Raw genomic sequence first — 20,028 nt, 5'->3', positions numbered from 1 at the left:
TTTGTTCGCGTGCGCCGCTGAACGGCTGCCCTTGTGTTTGCACGGCCCTTTCGCTAAGTCCCGCACACATCCGACAGCACGGACGGTTCTTCACCGCTACCTTGAGCAAGGCAGCGGTGGAAAGCTTATGCCGGGCGATATCGAAGGTTCAACACGCGTGGCGAAGACGACCCTGATCGAATTCATCAACCAGGTTCGCGCCGAAACCGCGAAGGTGGTGTGGCCCACGGGCCGCGAGACGGTGATGACAGGCGTGATGGTCGTCATCATGACCACGATCCTGGCGCTGTTCTTCCTCGGGGTAGATTCGGTGTTCAACGCGATCGTCAAAGCGTTGTTGAGCCTGGCCAAGTAAAGGGCGGAACGCACAACACGATGTCACGCTGGTACATCATCCACGCTTACTCGGGTTTCGAGGGCAAGGTTCGCGACTCGATCATGGCGGAGGCGCAGCGCCTTGGCCTGGAGCAGCTGGTCGAGCAGATCGAGGTCCCGACCGAGACGGTGACCGAGGCACGTCGCGGCAAGAAGATCGCGGTCGAGCGCAAGTTCATGCCGGGCTACGTGCTCGCCAAGCTGGCGATGACCGACGACGTCTACCACCTGGTGCGCAACACGCCCAAGGTGACGGGTTTCCTCGGTTCGTCGGGCAAGCCGCAGGCGATCTCGGAAGCGGAGGCCGCGCGCATGCTCAACTCCAAGGAGGAAGCAGCCGCCGCGCCGAAGCAGAAGGTCAAGGTCGATTACGAGATCGGCGACGCGGTCAAGGTGCTCGAAGGTCCGTTCGCGAGCTTCAACGGCACGGTCGAGGAACTCGATTTCGACCGCAGCCGCGTCAAGGTGTCGGTGTCGATCTTCGGTCGATCCACGCCGGTCGAGCTGGAATTCGACCAGGTCGAGCGCAGCAAGTAAGCGTCGGTCGCACGCTAGTCGCGAGACGACCAGCGCCGGCCAGCCTCGGCACCGCCGAGGACTGACGACACGGGATCAACCCCCGTGTCGGCCTCCACGTTCGGGAGGCAACAACAAATCACCCGGTCGGCCCCGCCGGCCAGTGACAAGCCCGCGGGAGGCACCTTTCAGGCGCCGCTATCACCGCTAAACTGAAGAGAGTGACATGGCGAAAAAGATCACAGGTTACATCAAGCTGCAGGTGCCCGCGGGCTCCGCGAACCCGTCGCCGCCGATCGGCCCGGCGCTGGGTCAGCGCGGCGTCAACATCATGGAGTTCTGCAAGGCGTTCAACGCGCAGACCGGCGACATGGAAAAGGGTTCGCCCCTCCCCACCGTCATCACCGTCTACGCCGACCGCTCGTTCTCGTTCGTCACCAAGACGCCGCCGGCGACCTTCCTGATTAAGAAGGCGGCGAACCTGAAGTCGGGCTCGAAGGAGCCGGGCAAGGTGTCGGCCGGAAAGATCAAGCGCTCGGCGCTGGTCGAGGTTGCGCAGACCAAGATGAAGGATCTGAACGCCAACGACATCGAGGCGGCGACGAAGATCATCGAAGGCTCGGCCCGCGCGATGGGCCTCGAAGTAGTGGAGGGCTGAGCACGTGAGCAAGCTGACCAAGAAGCAGAAGACCTGGACGATCGACGCCGAGAAGCTGCACGGCGTCGATGAGGCGATCGGTTTGGCGAAGACCAACGCCACGTCGAAGTTCGACGAGACGATCGAGGTCGCGCTGAACCTGGGCGTCGACCCGCGTCACGCCGACCAGATGGTCCGCGGCGTCGTGACGCTGCCGGCCGGCACCGGCAAGACGGTGCGCGTCGGCGTGTTCGCGCGCGGCCCCAAGGCCGACGAGGCACGTGCGGCCGGTGCCGACGTCGTCGGCGCCGAGGACCTGATGGAGGAAATCCAGGGCGGCAAGATCGAGTTCGATCGCTGCATCGCGACCCCCGACATGATGGGCGTTGTCGGCCGTCTGGGTAAGGTGCTGGGTCCGAAGGGCCTGATGCCGAACCCGAAGCTGGGCACGGTCACGATGAACGTCGCCGAAGCCGTCAAGGCGGCCAAGGGCGGTCAGGTCGAGTACCGCGTCGAGAAGGCCGGTATCATCCACTCCGGCATCGGCAAGGCGTCGTTCGCGCAGGAAGACCTGCGTCGCAACTTCGACGCGCTGGTCGACGCGGTGGTCAAGGCCAAGCCGTCGGGCGCCAAGGGCAAGTACGTCAAGAAGGTTGCCGTCAGCTCCTCGATGGGCCCTGGGATCAAGGTCGACGTGGCGGAGATCGCCGGCGCATAAGCGCTGCAGTTATCGCTGATCAGATGGGGCTCGGAAGCACACGCTTCCGGGCCCCTTTCTGTTGAGCCTGCCTGCCGTTGTGCGTTGATTGAGGCGCAAGGCGCGCTCTTCTGTTGCGGCCTACCTTCGTCGCAAGCGGAGACGAGTGGCGACGCGAGAATGGTACGGGCGACGCGCCGCCGTACCGTTGACGGAAAATGATGTGCGGGTCGCTACCTACGCACGTCTTCAACGCAGCAGGGTTACACCGCAACGGGCGGGATCGGGCTGAACGCAAGCGGTGTAAGCCACATACGACAACGCCGGGCCACGATCGTGACCCGGCGCCTGTCATGAAGGCCACGGCCGGAGCCGCGGTCCCTATTCGATCAAAAGCGCACCTTCACCGCGGCGCGGTAGGACTGGTTCCGCACGTCCGAGCGCTCGAACGTCGTGTCGGCGCCGACCGACAGTTCGACCCGCTCTCCGCCGACCGAGATGCCGCCGCTCACCTCGCCCCAGTTCTTGTCCTGACCCGGCAGCGCGAAAATCGCGCTTGGCCCGACGCCGCCGACGAAGTTCGCCCCGAACGATCCCGGATGATCCTGGAAGTCGTGGACGTAATAGGCGCTGACGTACGGCTTGATCCGCGCTCCACCCGACAACGCCAGACCGGCGCGGCCTTGGAAGCTGTCATACTTCTGCCGGTCAAGGAACAGGCCGACCGGCCCGCCGCGCTCGACGGTCGGGGTGAAGTCGATCTGGCTCGCGCGAGCCGACAGCCGCGGTCCGACCTTCAACGTGCCGAGGTTGAAGTTCTTGCCGACGCCGACTTCGGAGGTGAAGGCAAAGGCATTGTCGCGCGAGCGCAGCGTGTAGTCGGTCCCGACGAACGACACATTGCGACGCGTGCGTGCCTGGAACACGCCCGCCGACACCTGCGTGTCGAGGAACAGACCCGTCGGCGCTTCGAGCTTGCCGTACAGCGTGCCCTGCCACAGCTCGCCCTTGGCGCGCTGCCCGAACTGCTGGTCACCGGAGACATTGGTGTACGACAGGCCGAAGCCGAGCGCGCCGTTGTCGCCGATCTCGGTTTCGATGCCACCCGCGGCGTACCAGCCATCGAACTGGTCGCGCCCCGCGAACGGGATCGCGTTCGGCGCAGCGCGGCTGCTGCCGTCGAGGTAGCCGCCGGCGACGAACGCGCTGACCGACTCCGGCAGCACGCCCGTCTGCAGCGTCGTCTGCGGGCTGTCGGTGGCGGCGAGTTGCGCGCCGGTCATCGGCAGGTCGGAAGCGGCGAGCGAGGCGAACTGCAGCGGCTTGCCCGTCATCGCGAGTGTTCCGCCGAGGCCGTTGCCCAGGTCCATCTGCGCCAGACGATCGCGGTAGAACCGGCCCATGTTATCGAGCGCAACGGTACCGAGCGCGCGCTTGGTCGTCTCCGCGCGCGGTGCGAGACCCTCGAGATTCGACCGGATCGTCGCTGCGTTCTGAAGGTCGAGCGGCCCGTAGATGCCCGACAGCGCGGCGTAGTTGGTGGCGCGGTTCTGATCGAGCAGGCGCGCGTAGGCGGTCTGGATCGGCGTCGCGGCGACGACATCGGCGTAGCGGCCCGCGGTGATGCGCGCTTGCACCGTGGTCGCGGAATAGACGAACTGCGGCGTCAGGATCGCGCTCAGTGCCGACGGGGTAGCGAAGGTGCCGGTGATCCCGCCCTGCGCGGTCAGGATGGTGTATACGTCACCGAAGCGGATCGTCGAACCCGCGATCGGCGAGAACAGCACTCGTCCGCCGATGCTCGCCTGACCGGTGCTGGTCCCGTTGGCGACCACTGCTAAGCGGTCGGAGGTGTTGTTGCCCGCGATGTCCACCATCAGTAGATTGCCGCTCGACAGGACGGCGTTGCCGCCGATCGTCAGCGTGCCGACCGTCCCCTGCGTACCGGGTGCGATCATGCCGAGCAGGCTGGTCAGGTACGGCGCGTTGATCCGGCCGGTGCCGGTCAGCCCGCCCGAGAGCAGGAAGTAATCGCCGACCGAATTGATCGTGCCGTTGGCGGTGACCAGACCACCGAACTGGTTGAACTCCATCAGCGACGTCAAAGAGCCGCCGGTCGCGACCGTCAGCTTGGCCTGGTTGTTGATCGTGAACCGGTCGACGGTCGCGGTGCCCGACAGCGTGGTCGTTCCCGCATTCGACAGCGTGACGTCGAAGTAGCGCGCGTTGCGCCGCGTTGCTGCATCCGGGTCGACGTTGTTGGGCACAAAATTGGTCGCGCCGGGCAGACCGTTGGCCAGCGTCGCAGTCGGCAGCGCCGCCGCCGCTGCGGCGATTGCCTGCGCGTCGCCTGCTCCTTGCGCTTCGTTGATCGAGGTCAGCCCGTCGGCGAACGACGCAACGCTCTTGTTGTTGGCGAGCGTCGCACCACCGGTCACAACGGTGTCAGTGGGGACCGGACGACCGTTGACCAGATAGGTGTTGGTGCCGATGTCGAGACACTCGTCCGAGCGTCCCTGCTGATAGCAGATCTGGCCGAACTTGCCCGACGTGCCGTTGATGCCGTCACCCGGTGCGGTCGGGATGCCGTTCACCAGCTGCCCGTTGACGATGATCTGATAAGCGGGGTCTAGCGTCGTGACCCAGTGGCTGGCGTCGAACCAGTCGCCGTCGCCCGCCTTCGCCGCGACGTAGCGATACGGGTTGTTCGCTGCGATATAGTCCCAGAAGAGGTACAAGGGCTGATAGAAGGACGACGTGCCGTACGAGCTGCTCGGCTGCGCGTTGAAATAGCGCGAGCCGCCCGACAGCACGCCGATCACGGTCGGCTTGCTGAACGTCTTGTCGAGGATCAGCGGACCGCCCGAGTCACCACCCGCGGTGATGCCTTCCTTCGGTAACGCGTTGTCCTTGAAGATGTTGAAGTCGTACGCGTTGGCGCCTGGCAGTCCGCGCTTGGGATCGTCGAAATCGGTCTGGTACAGGTTCTGCGTCAACCCGCTGGGCGAGCCGAACAGGAACGAATCGATGTCGTCGAGCGACCCCAGGATGCCGATGAAGTTCTCGGCCACGCGTCGGCGATAGTCGATGCCGCCGCTGTCGCCGCTGGTGCCGATGCCGTTGCGGCCATAGCCTGCCTCGATCACGTGATAGCCGGTACCGCTCGCGCTGGTGATCGTGCCGGGGGCCGGCAATTGCGAGAGAAGGATGGTCCAGGTCGGGACGTTGCGCGCCGGCGTGTCGAGCGAGGCGAGCGCCACGTCGGCCTGGAGGAAGTTGTTCGCGAGGCCGAGCGACAGCGACTGCGGATTATAGATAACCTGGTTGACGTTGTAGAAGGCATTGCCGACGCTGGTCTTGTACTGATTGGTGCCGGCCAGGAACCACGAGCGGATGCCTGCCAGATTGTCCGCCTTGAACCCGAAACCGATCGGCAGCTGCCCCGCACCGGTGCCGTAACCCCAAGGGTTCATCGCGGTACCCTGCGGACTCTCGTTGACGCAGTGCGCGGCGAAGATCACCGTGCGCGGGTTGATCAGCGTGCCGGTGCACAGCCCCAAAAAGCCGTTTTTCTGGTCGATGATCATCTGACCGACGCCGGTCACGTCGTTGGTGTCGCGCGCGGTGGTCGGCGTGCCGGGTTCGGAGATCACGACCTGCGGCGAATGCTCGACCATCATGTCGCCCGCAGGGACGGCACCGATCCCCTGCGCCACGTTCATCATGAAATCGGGCGTGCCCTCGGCAAGTGCCGGTGTGCCGAAGGTGGCCAATGCTGAGGTCGCGAGCAGCGCGATCTGCCGCGCCGACATGGCACGCTTGGTGGCACGATTGTTCATGAGAAACTCCCCCACTGAAACTTTTACCCTGTTCTCCGCAGCTTGAAGCAATGTTGCTGGGGTGACAAGACGATTACGACTGCTTTCGGATGTGCAAGCGTTGTCATTCGAGAGTGTTGCCGGGACGACACACCGCGGTTTCTCGATGTTGCTCAACCCAAACCGCGCCAATGCCGCCGGAAAAGGTTTGTAACACTGACCTTTGTTCGGTAGCGGACCTGCCCCGGCGTTCCATCGCGATCGCCATGCCCAGGAGAGTTCGCGCGCATGTTCCCGCGTTTTCACGTTTCGTTCGTCCATCTAACCACCTCCGCGGCGGCCGTACTCGCCTCGACCGCGTTCGCGGGTGCCGCGCAGGCGCAGGCATTCTATCTGCAGGAACAGTCCGCCCGCGGTGCGGGTCGTGCCTTTTCGGGCGAGGTGGCGGACACGGGTGCCGCGTCCTTGTGGTGGAACCCGGCGGCGATCGCGGGCAGCACCGATGCGGAAGCGACCGTCAGCGCAGCTGCCATTCTACCCAAGGGCAAGGTGGTCGATAACGGGACGCTGATCCGCCGGCCTTCGCTGCCCGGCCTGCCGGCACAGACGTTCGCCCCGGTCGGCGGCAACGCGGTGTCGCGCGACCCGATCAACAACGGCGTGCTGCCGTCGGGCGCGTTCGCGCTGCCGCTGAACGACCGGGTGGCTCTGGGCGTGGCGGTCACCTCTCCGTACAGCTTCACCACCAATTACGAGACGGGCAGCTGGGCGCGCTACGGCGCGGACCGCACGCACCTGCTGACGATCGACATCCAGCCGGGCATTGCGGTCGCCGTGACCGACTGGTTGCGCGTAGGCGGTGCGGCGAACGTCGAATATACCGACGCGAGCCTCAGCAACGCACTTCCCAACGTGCTCGCCTCGCTGCCCGACGGCAGCCAGAAGCTGGAGGGCGATGGCTGGGACCTCGGCTGGAGCGCCGGGTTCCAGATGCACAACGCGCACACCACGGTAGGCTTCAGCTACAAGTCGGCAATCAAGCACACGCTGAAGGGCGACCTGACGATCAGCGGCCTCGTCGGTCCGCTCGCCGGATCGAACACCGAGTTGTCCGGGGTCAAGGCGCGCTTCTACACGCCGGCGCAGATCATCCTGGGCGTACGCCAGCGCGCGGGCGGTGCGCTGACGCTCAACGCGCAGGTGGTGCGCTATACCTGGGACAAGTTCGACGCGATCCGGCTGGGCGCGCCGCTCAACACCGCCATCCCCGAGAATTATCGCAACACGTGGAGCTACGCCGGTGGGCTCGACTATGCCGTGTCGCCCAAGCTGACGCTGCGCGCGGGCGTGCAGCGCGCGATCACGCCGACGCGCGACGGCGAACGCGACCCGCGCGTGCCCGACGCCAACCGCTGGAACTACGGCGGAGGCCTCTCCTTCCAGGTGACGCCGCGGTTCGGGATCGACGCTGCGGCGAACTATGTCGACTTCGAGAACGAGACGATCGACCGCGTGACCGCCGCCTTCGTCGGGACGGGTGCGGAAACGCCAATCAGGACAAGCGGCCGACTGGAGGACGCGCACGCCGTGGTGTTGTCGCTGGGTGGGCGCTTCACCTTTTGACGAGACGACGGTGCGGCTCGACAAGAGCCGCACCGCTGCGCCATGCTGCTCTTCAAATCAGGAGAGGTCAGCGTGGCGCATTTCGGCGATTTCCAGAACGCGATCTACTACGCCGGGCTGTCGGGCGTGCAGCCGACCTGGCCGGTCGATTTCGCAACGTTGAAGACGCGCGCGGAGGCGGCGATGCCGCCGTCGGTGCTGAACTACGTCCAGGGTGGTTGCGGCGACGAGTGGACGCAGGACGAGAATGCGCGCGCGTTCCGCCACTGGGGCATGGTGCCGCGGATGATGGTCGATTGCACGGCGCGCGACCTGTCGACGCGGGCGTTCGGAATGACGCTCGCCTCGCCGCTGTTCATGGCGCCGATCGGGGTGACGGGCATCTGCACGCAGGATGGCCACGGCGACTTGGCCGCCGCACGCGCGAGTGCGGCGACCGGCGTTCCGCTGACTGCGTCGACGCTGTCGAACGACACGCTGGAGGACGTGCACGCAGCCTGCGGGACCACGCCGGCAATGTTCCAGCTCTACACGCCGCGGGACAAGGACGTGGCGGCGAGCGTCGTGTCGCGCGCGCAAGACGCCGGGTACAAGGCGATCGTCGTCACGCTCGATACGTGGGTGACCGGCTGGCGCCCGCGCGACCTGAACGTGTCGAACTTTCCGCAATTACGCGGCCACGTGCTGCAGAACTATTTCAGCGACCCGGCCTTTCGCCGCCTGCTCGCGAAACCGCCCGAAGAGGACCTTCGCGCTGCGATCGGCACCTGGGGCGCGACCTTCGGCAAGGTGCTGACGTGGGATGACATGGCGTGGCTGAAATCGCTGACCACGCTGCCGATCGTGTTGAAGGGGATCTGCCACCCCGACGATGCCCGCCGCGCGATCGATACCGGGGCTGACGGGGTCTACGTGTCCAATCACGGCGGGCGGCAGGCGAACGGCGGGATCGCGGCGATCGACATGCTGCCGGCGGTCGCGGATGCGGTCGCGGGGCGCGTGCCGGTGCTGTTCGACAGCGGCATCCGTTCGGGCACCGACGTGATCAAGGCGGTTGCGCTCGGTGCCGATCTGGTCGGCGTCGGGCGCCCGTACAGCTACGGGCTGGCACTGGGCGGTGCCGAAGGGTGCGCGCACGTGCTGCGCGCGATCCTGGCGGAGGCCGATCTGCTGATGGCGGTCAACGGCCTGCCGACGCTGTCGGCGGTGCGCGCGGCGGGGGCGATCAGGACCGATCGTTGATTGCGGTCAGACCGGAGCGATTCCGCGGAGTAACAACCTCTTGCACACCGCATTGGCCGTTGATTCCGTCGCATACGCTACGCGGCCGCGGACGGGTGCGCTAATCCTGCTAGCATGACGGCGAAGCGACGCGAGCGGGCGATCAGCGCCGGTGCGGTGGTCGCGCTGCATGCCGGATTGCTGTGGCTGATCCTGACCGCGCCGCAGCCGATGCCGAGGAGCGCACCCGGCCCATCGCTCGCGACGTTCGATGTCGTGCCGCCGCCTGTGCCACCGCACGTCCAACCACGGCATGACCCTTCACCCGCGAGAGAGAGGCCGAACGGTCTGACAGGTGCCAAAGCGGAACGCAGCGCCGTCGTCGTGCCGGCCGCGGTCATTCCGCCCCCCGTGTCAGAGGTCGCCGCCGCCGAGCCGCAGCAGGGCACCGCCGCGATCGGCGGCAGTGCGGCAACGGGCAGCGGAACGGGCGCGGGAGAAGGCGGCTCAGCCGCGGGTGGCGGAGGGAGCGGCAACGGCTCCGGTACAGGCGGCAGGCGCGCGCGCCTGATCGTGGGCGCGATCACCTCGCGCGATTATCCGAAGGAGGCTCGCGCGGCACGGGTAGCCGGCAGCGTCACGGTCGCGTTCACCGTCGGGGCGGATGGGCGCGCAAGCGACTGCGCGGTGACGGAGACGAGCGGCAACGCGGCATTAGATGCGGTCACCTGCCGGCTGATCGAGGCGCGCTTCCGCTACGCGCCGGCGCTTTCCGCGTACGGACAGCCGATCAGCGAGCGGCGCGGCTGGCGGCAGCGTTGGTGGCTGGAGTGATCGGGTCGGTGTGAACCAGCAGACGACGCGTCATCGGATCAGCAGTTCACCCAGGAAGACCATCGCGCTGGCGGTCGCCTGCGCGAAGATGATCGCGGCGGCCGACAGGCCGAGGGCCGCGGCAGCGATGCCGCCGGTGTGCTGGACTTGCTTGATCGTGGTCATGTGGCGTCCTCTCCAAAACGGAGCCGGGGCCACCTGTCCGGGGTCTCCCGGTCCGTTCCGATGGTGTACGCCTGATGAACGGCCATGTCAAAGGCGCGGCCGGGTCGGCCGCTTACGTCACCGTTCTGACATAAAGTCGATTGGGAGGACGCCCGAGGCGACGCCCTCCCTGTGTCGCTCAGATGCCGACGATGCCACCGTCGTTCTTGGTGATGACGATGGTCGCCGAGCGCGGACGGCTGCTGCCGCCCTGCCCGGTCTGCGACGCCGGCCAGCTCGACGTGATGTTGCCGGCGTTGCCGTTCTCACCGGGATGCTGGATGTTGACGAACAGCGAACGACCGTCGGGAGTCGAGGTAATGCCGGTGATCTCGCACTCCTTCGGACCCACCAGAAAACGCTTCAGGTTCGCGCCCGGCGCCGCGCCGATCCGCGTCGTTGTGGTGCTGGTGGTGGTCACCCCCGCCGCGGTGGTCAGCGTGTTGTTGACCGTGCGCGTGCCGCCGTCGCCGACGCGGCCCGGCAGTGCGGCGAGCATCATGCAGTTGGTCACGTCGGTGTAGGCGCCGTCATCGGTCTGAATCCACAGTACCGGCGCGACCTGACCGGTCACGTTGGTGTTGCGCCCGAACCAGAGCCCGTCGGGGGAGGAGAAGTCGTTCGTCGCGTCGAGCCCCGACAGGTTGATGTTGGTGCGGTCGAGGTCGGCGCCCGATCCGAAGGCGTATACGTCCCAGGTGAAGGCGGTCGCCTCCGTCGTGTCGCCATTCTCGCGCACGCGGATGACATGGCCATTGGCGTTGCCGCGCGTCGCCTGTGACGAGGTGGGCGGATCGGCGTTGACGACATCGCCCTGCGGCAGCTTGGGATCGGTATAGGCGCGCGGGTTGGCGGCGTCGGTTGTCGCGGGCGTGCGCGACGAATTGTTGGTCAGCGTGCAGTACATCTCGCCGTTGACCGGATTGACCGCGGTCCATTCCGGGCGATTCATCTTGGTCGCACCGAGCACGTCGGCGGCGAGGCGCGTGTTGATCAGCACGTCGGCTTGATCGGCGAAGGGGTAGACGGTGCTGGCGCTGGTCAGCCCGTTCTGCCCGAAGACAAGCGGCAGCCACTGGCCCGAACCATCCGCGTTGAAGCGTGCGACGTAGAGCGTGCCGGTGTCGAGATATTTGTCACCGATCGCGAGCCGGTCGGCGTTGCTCGCGTCGGCGTCCGCCCAGGCGGCGTTCGACACGAACTTGTAGATATACTCGTTCTGCGCGTCGTCGCCCATGTAGAAGGCCGGGCGCGTGCCGGCGATCGTGCGGCCGGGCCAGCAGCCCTCGTGGTTCATGCGGCCGAGCGCGGTGCGCTTGCGCGGCGCGGCGGTCGGGTTGAACGGGTCGATCTCGACCACCCAACCGTACTGGAACGGCTCGTTGCGGAAATCGGCGCTGCCGTCCGCTGCCACACCCGCAGTCGCGGTCGCGTTCCACTTGGCGAAGCGCGTGTCGCCCGCGGTCGAGGGCTGGACGGTCGACCAGCCGTAGTTACCGCTCGCCCCCTCGCGCACGCCGTAGCGCGCGAGCGAGACGTTCTGCTTGGCAAGACCCGCGGCGGTTCGGACAGCGGCGTCACCGGCGGTACGCCGGAAATAGCCGGCCCAATTCTCCTCGTTGGTCAGGTAGGTGTTCCACGGCATCTGGCCGTTGGCGCAATTGTTGATCGTGCCGCGTCCCGCGGTCGCGTCGGCCGAGTAGAGCGTGCGCAGCTGCGCGTTGCCGCGCACCGGTCCGTTGATGACGATCGGCGTGTTGGGGGTGACGCGGCGGTTGAGCGCGGATGACTGGACGTAGCTCCACGCGCCACCGCTCGCGCGCGTGACCTCGATCGCCGAGACGCCGTGCGCCTCGATCTCCTTGATCGCCTCCGCCTCGGGACGGCGGCCCGCAACGGTGGTGGCGCCCGCCTGATGGAGATAGGCCTGGGTGATGTTCTCGTGGTTGAGCACCAGCATGCCGCGCGTGTTGTTGTTCGCGTCGGGCGCGCTGCCGGTCGCGCCGAGGCCGAAGAAGCTCATCCCATCGTGGTGGTCGCCGGCGCGCTGCGCGAAATTCGTGTCCTGCCCGTCGTTGGCGTAGACGCCGACGGTGGACGCGATCGGATCGCCCAGGCGGTAGAGCACCGCGACCGAATAGCCCTCCGGCACGGTCACGACGTCGTTCAAATTCTTCGACACCGCGGTAAAGGCGAGCGTTGCGGGATTGACCGTGACGGTCGTATCCGCGCTGCTGGTCTGGCCGTTCTTTCCGCTGGCCGAGAAGCGGAACACGAGAGCGGTCGCGGCCGACACGGCCGGTGCGACGAAGGTCGTGACCCCGCCCGCGGTGCTGAGCGTCACCGTCGGGCCGCTCACCTGCGTGAAGCCCGACGTGGTCGCGTTGTTGCCGGCCACGCCGTTCAGCGTCACCGTCTTGCCCGCCGTCGTCGTGATCGACTCGCCCGCACTCACCACCACGCCGGGATCATCGAGCTCGTCGCCGCCGCACGCCGACAAGAGCACCGAGCCGAACGCGGCCGTGGTCATCGCCGACAGCCCGCCGAGCAGCGTCTGGCGCCGCGAATAGCGCTGCTGAACGATTTCGTTCAGGTGCGGATTGCCGCTGGCGTTGGTATCGATGTCGCCGTCGTCGTAGCCGATGGTCAGGCTCAGGTCGGTCATGTGAAATCCCCCGGATCGCGCCACTCCCACGGCGCTTCGCCACGCCTTTGGCGGGTGCACGCGACAGAGCGGTGGCAGTTCGATGATCGATCGATGACGCCCGCGTTGCAGTTGTGCGACAGCGCGCAGGCCCCTTGTGCCAGTGCCAGTTTCTGCTAAAGGCGCGCTCGAACCGCGTGGGGCTCGCCCCGTTCGGCTCATCCGTCCAAGACAGTGGGTGCCGCGGATCTGCCGCGGCTTAATTTCCCGCCGAGACGGGGAAACAGGATTTGAACGCCTCCGGTTCGGTCATGTGCCGCCCGCGATGCTGCTCCCTAGCGGGCATCCCCTTCCCCATCGTCGGACACACCGTTCGTGCCATTCGGCGCGGGCGGGAAAAGCAACCGGGCGTGCGGCTTCGGCAGCACGTTCATGAACGTGGAGAATGGCATGGATCGTGCGCAGAAAAGCGCAGCCGTTGCCGAGCTGAACAGCACCTTCTCCGAGGTTGGCGTGGTGGTTGTCACCCGCAACCTCGGCATGACGGTCGCGCAGTCGACCGACTTGCGCAACCGGATGCGGGATGCCGGCGCGGTATACAAGGTCTCGAAGAACAAGCTTGCCAGAATCGCGCTCGACGGCACCGACTATGGCTCGATCGGCGACATGCTGACCGGTCCGGTCGGCCTCGCCACCTCGGTCGATCCGGTCGCGGCGGCGAAGGTCGCGGTCGATTTCGCCAAGACGACCGACAAGTTCGAGATCGTCGGCGGCGCGATGGGCGCAACCGCGCTCGACCTGGCCGGCGTACAGGCATTGGCGACGCTGCCCTCGCTCGACGAGCTGCGCGCCAAGATCATCGGCCTCGTCGTGGCACCCGCCACGAAGCTGGCGACGATCGCGCAGGCACCCGCGGCTCAGATCGCGCGCGTCCTGTCGGCTTACGCCGAGAAGGAAGCCGCCTGAGTTCTTCGGGCAAGTTCATTTTGTTGACGAACGGGACGACACGTCCCCGCAAATGGGAAAAGTATCATGGCAGACCTGAACGCGCTGGTTGACCAGCTGAGCGAACTGACCGTCCTCGAGGCCGCTGAGCTCTCGAAGATGCTCGAAGAGAAGTGGGGCGTCTCGGCCGCAGCAGCGGTTGCAGCGGCTCCGGCAGCCGGCGGCGGCGGCGCTGGTGCGCCGGCGGCGGAAGAGAAGACCGAGTTCGACGTGATCCTGACCGGCGACGGTGGCAAGAAGATCAACGTCATCAAGGAAGTCCGCGCGATCACCGGCCTGGGCCTGACCGAGGCGAAGGCGCTGGTCGAAGGCGCGCCGAAGCCCGTCAAGGAAGGCGTGAGCAAGGACGAGGCCGAGAAGGTCAAGAAGCAGCTGGAAGAAGCCGGCGCGACCGTCGAGCTGAAGTAAGCCGCAGCGGCGGGCGGGGTTGGCAGGCCAACCCTTCCATGCCGCAAGGCCGGCCGGGCTCGGCTCCGCCGAGCGTCGACGTCATGGAATTCACTTCCATGACGCCGCGGCCACAAGAAAAGGGCGGCCCGCTAACGCGGTGCCGCCCTTTTTCTTTTGCCTACAAAGCGAACATCAGCGCCGCTCAGGCTTCCTGCATCGCACCGCCGGCTTGATGTCGCTTTTGGAGCGCTAAAGCTCAGCTCGATACCGCAAGCGCGTGCGGGCGCGCCGCCACCGTCTCGAACATCCGCGCAGGGCCATCGAGCCAGAACGGCGCCAGCTTCGCCGCGCCCGCGCGCTCGATCCCGAGCGCGAACGCCTGCGCGGTCTGCCCCTCGCCCGCCGCGTTCTCCCTCGGTACGTAGCGCGCGTTGAGCGTCACGACCGGCACGAACATCGGACGATCGGCAGCGGTGAGGACGTTGATGTTGTCGCGCGGCAGCGTCACGAGCGCGCGCACTACCCGCTCGGCGCCGGGCGCGAGGGCGAACGGCGTCGCCGCCGGCCGACCGGCAGTCTGCGCGAAGATTTGGCCGAGTTCCGCGTCCTGATCCGCGCGCGCGCTGGTGAGGCGCGCGTCGAGGCGGATGTTGCGCGCCTCGACCTCACCGCGGTTTCGCACGACGATCTCCACGTCGGCGGTTGCGGTAACCAGATTGACGCCGGCGCGGCGCGCGCGAAGCTCCAGCTCGATCCAGGCACGCGGTTGCGGAGCGCTCTCCGGGGCGGGCTGGGTCGCCGCGGCGGCAGTGCGCCGTGTCAGCATGCGCGGTGCCGTGGCAGCAGCGGCAGCCGCAACGGGCGTAACCGGTTCGGCTGCAACCGGCGCCGTAGCGACGGGCTCGGCATCGCCCGGGGCGGCATCAACGGCTTCGATCGGGTGCGCCTGTGCGGAAGAAGCGCGGCGCTGCCACCACCACCATCCCGCGCCGGCGAGCGCCGCTAGCCCGACGAACCAGAGCCAGCCGTAATCGCTACCTTCGTCGCTGACCGGTGGCGTGGGTGTGCCGAGCACGGGCGTCGCGCTCCGGACTGGGGTTGGAGCGGGCGCTGCGATCGTGGGCGACGCAGTGGGTGCGGGCTCGGGAAGCTGAGAGGGGGACGGCGTAGGCGTCGGGGTCTCACTAGCGCGCACGATCGGCGTTGCGCGCGCTGTCGGCGTAGCGCGCGGCGTCGGAGTGGCGCGCGCCGCGGGCGTTGCACGGGGGCTAGGCGTAGCGCGCGGGGACGGCGTCGGACGCGGTGTCGGGCTGGGCGTCGCGGTCGGCTCGGGCGTCGCGGTGGGCGTCGGCGTGCCCGAGGGCAGCGAGAAGGTGATCGGCGGCAGCGACAAGGTCGGGGTCGCCGCCGGCGTGGAGGATTGCGCCAGAGCCGCGGGCGCGCTCGTCAGGAGCAACAGGGCGAGCGAAAGGCGCGCTGGCGAGACGCGGGTACGACGCGGAACGATCATGATGCGTGGCGCTAGCGCGAATGCGGTGGAGGTCAACCGTTTCGGGTGACGTACAAAGCGACGATGCTCGTACCCGCGCCGATCGGAGGTAGCGACGCGGCGGGATCGTTCGCGGGCGATCGACGTTTGTGGCGGCCGCCGTTCATTGACGGGGCGGCACCCCTGCCCTATATCGCGAACTCTTCCAGCATTTCGGGACATGGGGCGCCGTCGCGCAGTGCCTCGTACGGATAGAGATGCTGGATACAGGACGCTTGAGGCTGCCGTCTCCCTCACGGGACCAGACGTGCGGCCTTTCGCCGTTCTTTGCGCTTCGTGATTTTATCGGCTGACGAGGCAACGCTCAACATGGCAACCAAGGCGATCGACGCGGGCACCGCCCGCTCGGGCGACACCACCGGCGGGACGCGCAAGCGCCGCATCCGCAAGGTGTTCGGCAACATCCACGAAGTGGTGCAGATGCCGAACCTGATCGAGGTGCAGCGCGAGAGCTACGAGCAGTTCCTTCGCTCCGACGCGTCGATCGGCTACGTCTCGGGTCTGGAGAAGACGCTGCGGTCGGTGTTCCCGATCCGCGATTTCGCGGGCACCGCCGAGCTGGACTTCGTCAATTACGAGCTCGAGCCGCCGAAGTTCGACGTCGAGGAATGCCGCCAGCGCGGCATCACCTATGCCGCGCCGATGCGCGTCACGCTGCGCCTGATCGTGTTCGAGGTGGATCCGGATACGGAGACCCGCTCGGTGCTCGATATCAAGGAGCAGGACGTCTACATGGGCGACATGCCGCTGATGACGGAGAACGGCACGTTCTTCATCAACGGCACCGAGCGCGTGATCGTCAGCCAGATGCACCGTAGCCCAGGCGTCCTGTTCGACCATGACCGCGGCAAGACGCACGCGTCGGGCAAGTTCCTGTTCGCGGCGCGCGTGATCCCCTATCGTGGCTCGTGGCTCGATTTCGAGTTCGACGCCAAGGACATCGTCAACGTCCGTATCGACCGCAAGCGCAAGCTGCCGGTGACGGCGCTGCTGTATGCGCTCGGCCTCAACTCCGAGGAAATTCTCAACCACTTCTACAACCGCGTTACCTTCGTGCGCGGTCAGGGTGGCTGGCAGATCCCGTTCGCGGCCGAGAACTGGCGCGGCGTGAAGCCGTCGTTCGACATCGTCGACGCGAAGTCGGGCGAAGTGATCTTCGCGGCCGGCACCAAGATCACCCCGCGCGCCGCCAACAAGGCGGCGAAGGATGGTCTCGAGACGCTGCTGATCCCGACTGAGGAAATCTACGGTCGCTACTCGGCCTATGACCTCATCAACGAGCAGACGGGTGAGATCTACGTCGAGGCCGGTGACGAGATCGGCCCTGACAGCATGGAGAAGCTGGACAAGGCCGGGCTCGACCGCGTCGAGCTGCTCGACATCGACCATGTCACGACGGGTCCGTGGATCCGGAATACGCTCAAGGCCGACAAGGCCGAGGAGCGTGAGCAGGCGCTGTCGGACATCTACCGCGTGATGCGCCCCGGCGAGCCGCCGACGCTCGAGACGGCGGAGTCGCTGTTCGCAGGGCTCTTCTTCGATCCCGACCGCTACGATTTGTCGGCGGTCGGCCGCGTGAAGCTCAACATGCGACTCGACCTCGACGCCGAGGACACGGTGACGACGCTGCGCACCGAGGACATCCTGGCGGTCGTCAAGACGCTTGTCGACCTGAAGGACGGCAAGGGCGAGATCGACGACATCGACAACCTCGGCAACCGCCGTGTGCGGTCGGTGGGCGAGCTGCTCGAGAACCAGTACCGCGTCGGGCTGCTGCGCATGGAGCGTGCGGTCAAGGAGCGCATGTCGTCGGTCGACGTCTCGACCGTGATGCCCAACGACCTGATCAACGCCAAGCCCGCGGTCGCCGCGGTGCGCGAGTTCTTCGGTTCGTCGCAGCTGTCGCAGTTCATGGACCAGACCAACCCGCTGTCCGAAGTGACGCACAAGCGTCGCGTTTCGGCACTCGGGCCGGGCGGTCTGACGCGTGAGCGCGCGGGCTTCGAAGTTCGCGACGTTCACCCGACGCACTATGGCCGCATCTGCCCGATCGAGACGCCGGAAGGCCCGAACATCGGTCTGATCAACTCGCTGTCGACCTTCGCGCGCGTCAACAAGTACGGCTTCATCGAGACGCCGTACCGCAAGATCGTCGACGGCCGGGTGACCAACGAGGTCGTCTATCTGTCGGCAATGGAGGAGCAGAAGCACACCGTCGCGCAGGCGTCGGCCGAGCTGAACGAGGACGGTTCGTTCGCCGAGGAGCTGGTCTCCGCGCGTCAGGCGGGCGAGTTCCTGATGGCGCTGCCCGAGACGGTGACGCTGATGGACGTCAGCCCCAAGCAGCTCGTGTCGGTCGCGGCCTCGCTGATCCCGTTCTTGGAGAACGACGACGCGAACCGCGCGCTGATGGGCTCGAACATGCAGCGCCAGGCGGTGCCGCTGGTCAAGGCCGAGGCGCCGTTCGTCGGCACCGGCATGGAAGAGACGGTGGCGCGTGATTCGGGCGCCGCGATCTCGGCCAAGCGCGCCGGCGTGGTCGATCAGGTCGATGCGGCCCGCATCGTCATTCGCGCAACCGGTGAGGTCGACGCGAATGAGAGCGGCGTCGACATCTACACGCTGATGAAGTTCCAGCGTTCGAACCAGTCGACCTGCATCAACCAGCGTCCACTGGTGAAGGTGGGCGACGTGGTGAAGGCGGGCGACGTGCTGGCCGATGGTCCTTCGACCGAGTTCGGCGAGCTGGCGCTGGGCCGCAACGCGCTGGTCGCATTCATGCCGTGGAACGGGTACAATTACGAGGACTCGATCCTCATCTCCGAGCGGATCGTGAAGGACGACGTGTTCACGTCGATCCACATCGACGAGTTCGAGGTGATGGCCCGCGACACGAAGCTCGGGCCCGAGGACATCACGCGCGATATTCCCAATGTCGGTGAGGAAGCGCTGCGCAACCTCGACGAGGCGGGCATCGTGTACGTCGGTGCCGAGGTCGAGCCGGGCGACATTCTGGTCGGCAAGATCACGCCCAAGGGCGAGAGCCCGATGACGCCGGAAGAGAAGCTGCTCCGCGCGATCTTCGGCGAGAAGGCGTCGGATGTGCGCGACACCTCGCTGCGCCTCCCACCCGGCGTTGCCGGCACGATCGTCGACGTGCGCGTCTTCAATCGTCACGGCATCGACAAGGACGAGCGCGCGATGGCGATCGAGCGCGAGGAGATCGAGCGCCTGAAGAAGGACTCGGACGACGAGCGCACGATCCTCAATCGTGCGACGTGGAGCCGGTTGCGCGAGATGCTGCTGGACCAGGTCGCGACCGCGGCGCCGAAGGGTGTCAAGAAGGGCTCGACCATCGATATGGACCTGCTCGACTCCGTCGACCGCCACGAGTGGTGGAAGTTCGCGGTTCAGGACGACGCCGTTCAGGCTAACCTGGAAGCCGTGAAGGGCCAGTACGACGAGGCGGCCAAGCGTATTCGCGACAAGTTCGAGGATCGCCGCGAGAAGCTGGAGCGCGGTGACGAGCTGCCGCCGGGCGTGCTCAAGATGGTCAAGGTGTTCGTCGCGGTGAAGCGCAAGTTGCAGCCGGGCGACAAGATGGCCGGACGTCACGGCAACAAGGGCGTTATCAGCCGCATCCTGCCGGCGGAGGACATGCCGTTCCTCGCCGACGGGACGCCGGTCGACCTCGTCCTCAACCCGCTGGGCGTGCCGAGCCGCATGAACGTCGGGCAGATCTTCGAGACGCATCTGGGCTGGGCCGCACGCGGCCTCGGTCAGCAAATCGCGCAGCAGCTCGATGACTGGCGTGAAGCGAACCCTGACGCGGCGGCGGGCGCGATGCCCGACGCGGTCAAGGCGCGGCTGGAGGAAGTCTACGGCGAGCACTATCTCGACGACATTCGCGCCCGCTCGGGTGAGGAGATCGTCGAGCTGGCGCAGAACCTGCGCGGTGGCGTTCCGATGGGCACTCCGGTGTTCGACGGCGCGATCGAGAAGGACGTGTCGGACATGCTGGCGCTGGCAGGGCTCGACTCGTCGGGTCAGTCGGACCTGTTCGACGGGCGCACCGGCGACAAGTTCGACCGCAAGGTGACCGTGGGCATCATCTACATGCTCAAGCTCCACCACTTGGTCGACGACAAGATCCACGCACGTTCGATCGGGCCGTACTCGTTGGTCACCCAGCAGCCGCTGGGCGGCAAGGCGCAGTTCGGCGGGCAGCGGTTCGGCGAGATGGAGGTCTGGGCGCTCCAGGCCTACGGCGCCGCCTACACGCTGCAGGAAATGCTGACGGTGAAGTCGGACGACGTGGTCGGCCGCACCAAGGTCTACGAGGCGATCGTCAAGGGTGACGATACGTTCGAGGCCGGCATTCCCGAGAGCTTCAACGTGCTGGTCAAGGAAATGCGCTCGCTGGGCCTCAACGTCGACCTGAAGTCGATGGAAGAGTCCGAGGACGACGGCATGGCCGAGGCCGCGGAGTAACAGGAGCGTGCGAGCGGTGGTTTC

15 protein-coding genes are annotated in these 20,028 nt (G+C 66.7%); 11 read left to right on the top strand and 4 right to left on the bottom strand.

From position 1 onward, the window contains the following. Positions 1 to 157: 157 nt before the first annotated feature. From secE to rplA, 4 genes are all read left to right on the top strand, one after another. A complete protein-coding gene (secE, locus tag BMW51_RS09790) occupies positions 158 to 355 on the top strand; it encodes a preprotein translocase subunit SecE (RefSeq protein WP_093006039.1) in 198 nt (65 codons plus the stop codon). 20 nt (positions 356 to 375) lie between these two features. Beyond that, complete coding sequence (gene nusG, locus BMW51_RS09785) at positions 376 to 912, top strand: transcription termination/antitermination protein NusG (RefSeq protein WP_019516099.1); 537 nt, start codon at positions 376 to 378, stop codon at positions 910 to 912. Between the two features lie 205 nt (positions 913 to 1,117). Further along, positions 1,118 to 1,549, top strand: a complete 432-nt coding sequence (gene rplK / locus BMW51_RS09780; RefSeq protein WP_093005825.1) for a 50S ribosomal protein L11 — start codon at positions 1,118 to 1,120, stop codon at positions 1,547 to 1,549. 4 nt (positions 1,550 to 1,553) lie between these two features. Then, the gene (rplA, locus tag BMW51_RS09775) at positions 1,554 to 2,246 is read left to right on the top strand and encodes a 50S ribosomal protein L1 (protein ID WP_093005823.1); all 693 of its coding nucleotides are present in this window, start codon (positions 1,554 to 1,556) and stop codon (positions 2,244 to 2,246) included. A gap of 368 nt (positions 2,247 to 2,614) precedes the next feature. On the opposite strand, the gene BMW51_RS09770 is transcribed toward rplA, so the two are convergent. After that, a complete protein-coding gene (locus tag BMW51_RS09770) occupies positions 2,615 to 6,064 on the bottom strand; it encodes an autotransporter domain-containing protein (RefSeq protein WP_093005821.1) in 3,450 nt (1,149 codons plus the stop codon). 267 nt (positions 6,065 to 6,331) lie between these two features. Here BMW51_RS09770 and BMW51_RS09765 point away from each other — a divergent pair, with 267 nt between their 5' ends. The 3 genes from BMW51_RS09765 to BMW51_RS09755 all read left to right on the top strand — a co-directional run bounded on the left by BMW51_RS09765 (position 6,332) and on the right by BMW51_RS09755 (position 9,721). Then, positions 6,332 to 7,666, top strand: a complete 1,335-nt coding sequence (locus BMW51_RS09765; RefSeq protein WP_093005819.1) for an OmpP1/FadL family transporter — start codon at positions 6,332 to 6,334, stop codon at positions 7,664 to 7,666. 42 nt (positions 7,667 to 7,708) lie between these two features. After that, a complete protein-coding gene (locus BMW51_RS09760) occupies positions 7,709 to 8,908 on the top strand; it encodes an alpha-hydroxy-acid oxidizing protein (protein ID WP_245708392.1) in 1,200 nt (399 codons plus the stop codon). 114 nt (positions 8,909 to 9,022) lie between these two features. Beyond that, the gene (locus BMW51_RS09755) at positions 9,023 to 9,721 is read left to right on the top strand and encodes an energy transducer TonB (protein WP_093005817.1); all 699 of its coding nucleotides are present in this window, start codon (positions 9,023 to 9,025) and stop codon (positions 9,719 to 9,721) included. 30 nt (positions 9,722 to 9,751) lie between these two features. On the opposite strand, the gene BMW51_RS16355 is transcribed toward BMW51_RS09755, so the two are convergent. Both BMW51_RS16355 and BMW51_RS09750 read right to left on the bottom strand, forming a co-directional pair. Beyond that, positions 9,752 to 9,886 carry a hypothetical protein gene (locus tag BMW51_RS16355; RefSeq protein ID WP_019516093.1) on the bottom strand — a complete coding sequence of 45 codons (135 nt, stop codon included), beginning with the start codon at positions 9,884 to 9,886 and terminating at the stop codon, positions 9,752 to 9,754. Positions 9,887 to 10,064: 178 nt separating this feature from the next. Then, on the bottom strand, positions 10,065 to 12,590 hold the full coding sequence (locus tag BMW51_RS09750; protein WP_093005815.1) for a PhoX family protein: 2,526 nt from the start codon (positions 12,588 to 12,590) through the stop codon (positions 10,065 to 10,067). Between the two features lie 429 nt (positions 12,591 to 13,019). Between BMW51_RS09750 and rplJ the strand changes: the two genes are divergently transcribed. Further along, positions 13,020 to 13,535, top strand: coding sequence for a 50S ribosomal protein L10 (gene rplJ, locus BMW51_RS09745; RefSeq protein WP_026325829.1), 516 nt, complete (start codon positions 13,020 to 13,022; stop codon positions 13,533 to 13,535). 66 nt (positions 13,536 to 13,601) lie between these two features. Beyond that, entirely contained in the window at positions 13,602 to 13,982 is a 381-nt protein-coding gene (rplL, locus tag BMW51_RS09740; RefSeq protein WP_093005813.1) for a 50S ribosomal protein L7/L12, read from the top strand. A gap of 238 nt (positions 13,983 to 14,220) precedes the next feature. Here the strand turns inward: rplL and BMW51_RS09735 are convergent, their stop codons facing one another. Then, a complete protein-coding gene (locus tag BMW51_RS09735; RefSeq protein ID WP_093005811.1) occupies positions 14,221 to 15,039 on the bottom strand; it encodes a hypothetical protein in 819 nt (272 codons plus the stop codon). Between the two features lie 163 nt (positions 15,040 to 15,202). Here BMW51_RS09735 and BMW51_RS15890 point away from each other — a divergent pair, with 163 nt between their 5' ends. Further along, positions 15,203 to 15,523, top strand: a complete 321-nt coding sequence (locus BMW51_RS15890) for a hypothetical protein (protein ID WP_143051847.1) — start codon at positions 15,203 to 15,205, stop codon at positions 15,521 to 15,523. 299 nt (positions 15,524 to 15,822) lie between these two features. Further along, positions 15,823 to 20,004 carry a DNA-directed RNA polymerase subunit beta gene (gene rpoB, locus BMW51_RS09725; protein WP_093005809.1) on the top strand — a complete coding sequence of 1,394 codons (4,182 nt, stop codon included), beginning with the start codon at positions 15,823 to 15,825 and terminating at the stop codon, positions 20,002 to 20,004. Positions 20,005 to 20,028 lie beyond the last annotated feature (24 nt).

The sequence above is a fragment of the Sphingomonas palmae genome, assembly GCF_900109565.1.
Classification (GTDB): Bacteria; Pseudomonadota; Alphaproteobacteria; order Sphingomonadales; family Sphingomonadaceae; genus Sphingomonas; species Sphingomonas palmae.
Note: the sequence above shows the minus strand (reverse complement) of the source record. Positions and strands in the feature narration are given on the sequence as shown.